We start from the raw sequence: 6,692 nt of genomic DNA, 5'->3' as shown, positions 1-6,692 counted from the left end.
AAGCAGCTTAAACTCATAGCCGCCAAAAATTTGTCAGAAAAATTAACAAAAGCCTGCGCACTGGTGCCTTTTGGGGAACGTCTTTGCGGCCAGGCCGCTTCCACTAAAAAATTGATATTTCGTTCTCATGTGGATAAAGACCATACCATCCGCTATGCGGGTATGTCCGACCACGGGCATTACAATGTGCCCATTTTAGCCGGAGAAAAAGTATTGGGCGTTTTGCTCCTTTACCTGCCGGCTCATGTTAAAGAACGGCCGGAAGAGCGTGAATTTTTACAGATCGTTGCTCAAACGCTGGCCTCAATTATTGAACACCATCAGGCCAGGAGGGAATTGCAGCGGCAAATTACTTATGTGGAAGCTCTAAATAGCCTTTCACAGTATATTCTTATTGAGCAGGATCGGCAGAAGATATTTGACTTTATCGTTGAACTAATCGGTAAAACCTTAAAATTAGACGCTACGGTCATTTATCAGGTAGATGTTAAAAATAAATTTGCCAGATACCTTGGCATCTGGAGGCGCGAAGGCGTTGACACGCCAGAACCACTCAACTACGAGTTAAACTCATGGACAAATTTTTATGATCATGTTGGCAAGCAGAAAAAATATCTCGTTAGCCATGCGGATCATGTGCATCCAGCCGTGTCCGCAGATGGGCTGGGCGATTTTTTTCACAGACAAAGAAAAATCAAGAGCTTTTTGATTTATCCCTTTGGCTTTTATGAAGATGGATTCTACGCGCTGAATTGCACCTATTTTGTGGAGAAGCATGAATGGGAAGAAAGCGAAATCTCTTTTATAGAAGCTTTAACACACCGCTGCAATATCGCTTTGATGAAGCTAAAACTAATGGAAGAACAGGAAAAGGCGCATTTACAGATCGAGCGCTTAGCTTCACTGGTAGAACAGGCGGCTGAATCTATTATGATTACCGATACGCAGGGCCATATTGAATATGTGAATCCTGCCTTTGAGAAAATTACGGGCTACACGATAAACGATGTCATGCAAAAAAAACCGAATCTTTTAAAAAGCGGAAAACAGGATGATGAATATTACATGGAATTATGGGCTACGATTACTTCTGGCAAAACGTGGAGAGGACAATTTGTAAATAAACGTAAAAACGGGCAACGTTATTTTGAGGACGCGGTTATCTTTCCGCTTAAAGATAAAGACGGTAGAATCACCAATTATTGTAAAATTGCCAGGGATGTTACGCGCGAGAAAGAATTAGAAAACCAGCTGCACCAGGCGCAGAAAATGGAATCCATCGGGACGCTGGCCGGCGGCGTGGCGCACGACTTCAATAACCTCTTAACGGTGATTAATGGCTACGCCGAATTAATGCGTTTATCCATGGATGAGGATCATCCTTTACATAAAGCGGTTTCGGCGATTTCCGAGGCGGGAAAGAGGGCGGCTGAATTGACCAATCAGTTGTTAGCTTTTAGCCGCAAACAAGTTGCAAAATCGGAAGTTTTTAATATTAATCAAATTATCTCTTCCATGGAAAAAATGCTTAAACGGTTGATCGGCGAAGATATCTATCTTGAAAACAAATTAGCCAGCCATATTCATCGAATCAAAGCCGATAAATCTCATATTGAACAAATCATCATGAATTTAGTGGTTAATGCGCGCGATGCCATTCGTTTAAACAAACAATCGCAAGCCAAAAAGGAAATTTTAATTGAAACGGCTAATGTCATCTTAGATGATGAATTTGTGAGCACCCATCCCGGAAGTAAAAAAGGATCATACGTATGTCTTGCCATATCCGATACGGGCGTCGGAATGAACGATAAAACCAAAACCAGAATATTTGAACCCTTTTTTACCACTAAAGAAAAAGGCCAGGGGACGGGGTTGGGTTTAGCCCTCGTTTATGGCATTGTAAAGCAGCACAACGGCTACATCACCGTTCATTCCATGCCGGGTGAGGGCACCACCTTTAAAATCTATTTTCCGACCACCAGGGAAAAACCGCCGGTGGAGAAAAGAATAACAGAGAAAAAAGAATACTTTGGCACAGAAACCATTTTGCTGGTTGAAGACGAGGCGCAGGTGCGGGAATTTACGTCAAACGCTTTAAAATCCCTGCATTATAAAGTTATTGAGGCCGAAAATGGAAGAAAGGCCATCGACTTAATCGAAAAGCAAAAGATCGATTTCGATCTTATCATAAGCGATGTGGTGATGCCCGATATGAACGGACTTGAAATGCTAAAAATAGTAAAAAGACGCAAGCCGGATGTAAAGGTGATCCTGATTTCCGGCTACACGGATAATATCGTAGTGGATGAGCAGCTAAGCAAAAAAGAGTTTCATTATCTACAAAAGCCATTTTCGGTGGAACAGTTGGCCCAAAAGATAAGAGAGGTGCTGGCTGAAGCGTAACGTCGAAATCGAACCATTTAGCGCATAAATAAATAAAAACTGTTCCTGATAATTCCTCAGAAAGAAATTATGGCAAAGTGCCACATTTGCATTCAACCCTCCGCCTTAGCTTTCCATGTCTTAAAAGGCGGCGGGTAATGTACGTCCTTTAAACTGCAGGCGCTTCGCTCAGAATGACAGTACGATGTCCTATCAACCATGCACAAATCCTTTGCCGCCGCCGCTGCACATCCGCTTGCTGGTTAGAAGCTTAATTCTATTCAAAATCTAATCAAAGGCTAACAAACCAGACTTAGGATTAAGCACTAAAATCGTTGATCAAAGAGGAAATCAAAATGGTTAGAAGCATAGGACAAAATTTTATCCGCTTCGATATAATTCTTTTTAACCTGGCCAGCAGCAGGCGAGAGGGACTTTTTTTCAAATCTTTTTACAAGAGTCTTTCCTGGATTGGCAACGGTCCGATTTATGCGATTATTGTCCTGCTTGAACTGATAATCGGATTTGAAGACGGCCGGCGCGTGGTGTGGGCGGCGCTCATCGCCTTTGGCCTGGAGTTGCCCATCTATTACGTTTTAAAAACATCGGTAAAGCGTTTGCGTCCATTTGAGCACTTTCCGAAGATTAAAAACTTAATTCACGCTCCGGATCGCTACAGCTTTCCTTCCGGTCATGCGGCGGCGGCCTTTTTATTTGCGCGAATAATGAGTTTTCAATTTCCCGATTTAGCCTTGCCGCTTTTTTTAATTGCCGGGCTGATTGGCTATTCACGAATCTATTTGCGCGTCCACTTTCCCCTGGATGTTCTGTTCGGAATGCTGCTGGGGCTGACCTGTGCCGAAATCGCCATTACGATAGTTTTTTAGGCTGGCTTGCTGTTAATGGATCGGTTTTGGTGGGGCGCGGCCACTTCTGCCTTTCAGGTCGAAGGGTTTGTTGAAAACGATATGACCGTCTGGGAAAAGCAGGGCGGCTTCAACCACGAGGGAAAACGTCCCCTGTACCAGAACGGCTCGGCGCACTGGCTGCGCTGGCGGGATGATTTTAATCTATTAAAACAGCTAAAGGTCAATGCCTATCGCTTTTCCATGGAATGGGCGCGCATTGAACCGCAGTTCGCAGCGTTCGACCGGCAGGTTCTGGATCAGTATGAACGAATGGTGGATCGTTTGCTGGAGTTGAACATCGAACCGTTTTTGACCCTGCACCATTTTACGCATCCCGTATGGTTTCATCAAAAAACGCCCTGGACTTCTGAGCAGGCACGGGATGTCTTTTGCCGCTTTACGGAGGTTCTGCTAAAGCGCTTCGCCGATCGCATTGTTTATTGGATTACGTTTAATGAACCTCTGGTATGGGCCCTGGCAGCCTATGGAGATGGCAAGTTCCCTCCAGGAGAATCGGACGCCAAAGCAATGATGCGCGCCCTTTTAAATATTTTGAAAGCGCATCAGTGCGCCTATTCATTAATAAAATCTTATCGACCGCAGGCAAAAATTGGCATGGCCAAACATTTTATCACCTTCGAAGCCCATCGTAAATGGTTTGCCGCAGACCGCAGTCTGGCCGAGCTGCTTCACCATTTTTTTAATGAGATGATTCCGGAAGCCTTCGAGACAAACCGTCTTAGTTTTCATTTTCCTTTACTGTTCGATGTGGATGAAGCCATTGACCTGAAAAAGCAGATCGATTTCTGGGGCGTGAATTATTACTACCGCATGTTTGTCGCTTTCCGCTTTAATATTCGCCGGCCCTTTCAGTTTATTTTCAAAGATGAAGCAGGTCTTGGGCTTACCGACATGGGCTGGGAAGTTTATCCAGAGGGGTTGAGTAAAGTTCTGCGCTATATGGGTAAATTTAAAAAAGATATTATCATTACGGAAAATGGAATTGCAACCCTGGATGATGGGCTACGCATGCGTTTTATTGATGCCCACCTCGAACAAGTTTTTAAAGCGCGGGCAGACGGGCTTCCCGTTAAAGGCTATTTCTACTGGTCGTTTCTGGATAATTATGAATGGCTGGAGGGAAAGTCCAAACGCTTTGGCCTGGTGCACGTGGACTATGAAAACGATTTTCGGCGAACGGTTAAGCAAAGCGCCCGCCACTACGCAAGAATTATTGAGATCGATTTGAATAACCGGAAGGGGAGACTATCCTGACCGCCATTGAAAATTTTCCGGATCAGGCGTCCGCCGCAGAAGTAAAGAACAAAGCCTTTTAAAGTGAAATTAATGGTCTCCTAATAATGCACAAATAATCAGGTTTTAAATAGGTATTAAAGGTTTAAAAGATGGAGCGCTTAATGTTAACCGTTATCATTTATTTTTATGCGCTGATCCTTGGCGTTAGTTTAATTCACCTTGCGGTCTCGGCCGTGGTGACTACCAGGCGCATGAGCAAAAAACCAGATTTAACCATTCTTAACGCAATGGGCGCGCTGCCAAAGATTTCGATCTTAAAGCCGCTGAAAGGAATGGATGATAATCTGGAAGCGAATTTACGTTCTTTTTTTGAGATCGATTATGCGGATTACGAGCTGATTTTCGGTTTGCAAAGCGCGGATGATCCGGCGCTGGCCGTGGTCAATAAATTGATGAAGGCCTATCCGCAAGTCAATGCCCGCGTCGTTGTGGAAAGTTCTGAAATCGGTCTTAATCCCAAGATTAACAATTTGCACAATATGGAAAAATACATCCGTGGTCGGTATGTGTTAATCAGTGACAGCAATACGCAGGTTAAACCGGAATTTTTAAAATACATGCTGGCGGCAATCTCCAGGCCCGGCGTAGGGCTGGTTACGGCGACCATTCGTGGAATTGGCGCTAAAAAGTTTGCCGCAATTTTAGAAAATTTGCATATCAATACCTATGTGTCGCCCAATGTTTTTGTAGCCGATGCCCTGTCCGGCATTCCAGTGGTCATTGGCAAATCGATTTTGATTTCCACGCAATTATTGAGGCGCATGGGCGGATTTAAGACGTTTAAAGATTTTTTGGCCGAAGATTATCTTTTGGGTTTAAAAACCAAAAGTCTGGGGTTTAAAGTACATACCATTTCCGTTATGGTCGATAATGTAAATATTAAATGGTCCTTAAAGCGCTTTATTAACCGGCACACGCGCTGGGCGAAAATTCGACGCAATATGCATATTCATCACTATTTCATTGAATCGGTTTCCAATCCCATAGCCCTGGCCTTTATTCTGACGCTGCTGCTGCACAGCGCGCCGGGCGCCGGATTACTGCTGCTGGTTACTTTCATAAAAATGGCGAACGATTTTTACCTGTCGCGCTTAATGAAAAGCGATTTGAAATGGTATCACCATTTTTTGACGCCGGTTAAGGATTTATTAATCAGCATTCTCTGGTTTGTGCCTTTTATTAGTAACACCGTTAACTGGCGCGATAATTATTTTAAAATCGGTAAGCGGTCTGAGCTGCGGCCGCTATTTAATTAATAAACAGGAGGCGTTATTATGTTGATGAGATTATTAAATAACGACTTATTAAACCACAGTCTGGAAAGGTTTTTTAACGCGCGATTTATCCACGCCCAATTGCCGGTGGTTTATCTGGCGCTTTTCATCGTTTTGAGTGTGTATGCTTTAGAAAAGGCTTTTGCAGCCATTGGTTCATTGTGGCCTAAAATGAATTAATCTTGCTATCAAAAAATTCTTCTTAATTTTGCGCATTAACGTTTCGCCCTCTGGATACTTGTTTACGATTTTTTTTCTTCAAAATATGCTGCGGGACTGCTCGCGGTCGCAGAATCCCTTCCAGGCGTAGTGTGTCATTCTGATCCCGCCCCGGCGGGAGAAGAATCCCTTCCATGAAAACCACGGGATTCTTCGTTCCGCTTCGCTCCACTCAGAATGACATGCAAACAACGAAAGGGATTTCCTGGGCTGGCCTTCACTCCGTTCAGAATGACAGACGGTGCAGTCATTCCCGCGAAAGCGGGAATCCCTTTCACCCGCCCACTGTCATTCCCGCGTAAGCGGGAATCCCTTGCAGTACGTTGGGGATTCCGGCTCTCGCTGCCGCTCGGCCGGAATGACAAGCAGCAAGGCATCACAACATCCTGTCATTCTGAATCCCGATTTATCGGGCCGAAGAATCCCCTGTAAGCGCACGTAGGGGACAGTTTAGGCAAGGACTGGTTGGTAGTGTGAATCGGTTGTGGTTTTCCGTAGGGGTAGGGGCGAAGGATTTCTCTGAAGGTTTGCCCCCCGGTCGAATGATCAGCTTGTGCAAGCGAGAATTTAGCAAAAGGAAAAATGACTG

At 44.5% G+C, this 6,692-nt stretch carries 5 protein-coding genes; all 5 read left to right on the top strand.

Annotation, left to right across the window (positions count from 1 at the left end):
• Positions 1-2,406, top strand: a 2,406-nt coding sequence (locus ACWB0I_RS02390) for a response regulator (protein WP_479386433.1), incomplete at its 5' end; no start/stop codon positions are given.
• Positions 2,407-2,741: 335 nt separating this feature from the next.
• A complete protein-coding gene (locus ACWB0I_RS02385; protein WP_479386432.1) occupies positions 2,742-3,272 on the top strand; it encodes a phosphatase PAP2 family protein in 531 nt (176 codons plus the stop codon).
• A 15-nt stretch (positions 3,273-3,287) separates the two neighbouring features.
• Positions 3,288-4,568 carry a glycoside hydrolase family 1 protein gene (locus ACWB0I_RS02380; RefSeq protein ID WP_479386431.1) on the top strand — a complete coding sequence of 427 codons (1,281 nt, stop codon included), beginning with the start codon at positions 3,288-3,290 and terminating at the stop codon, positions 4,566-4,568.
• 143 nt (positions 4,569-4,711) lie between these two features.
• Positions 4,712-5,866, top strand: a complete 1,155-nt coding sequence (locus ACWB0I_RS02375; protein WP_479386430.1) for a glycosyltransferase — start codon at positions 4,712-4,714, stop codon at positions 5,864-5,866.
• An 18-nt stretch (positions 5,867-5,884) separates the two neighbouring features.
• Positions 5,885-6,064, top strand: a complete 180-nt coding sequence (locus ACWB0I_RS02370) for a hypothetical protein (protein ID WP_479386429.1) — start codon at positions 5,885-5,887, stop codon at positions 6,062-6,064.
• Positions 6,065-6,692 lie beyond the last annotated feature (628 nt).

It is taken from the genome of Caldithrix sp., assembly GCF_056497305.1.
The sequence above is the reverse complement of the archived record's forward strand: the minus strand, read 5'-3'. Positions and strand labels throughout refer to the sequence as shown.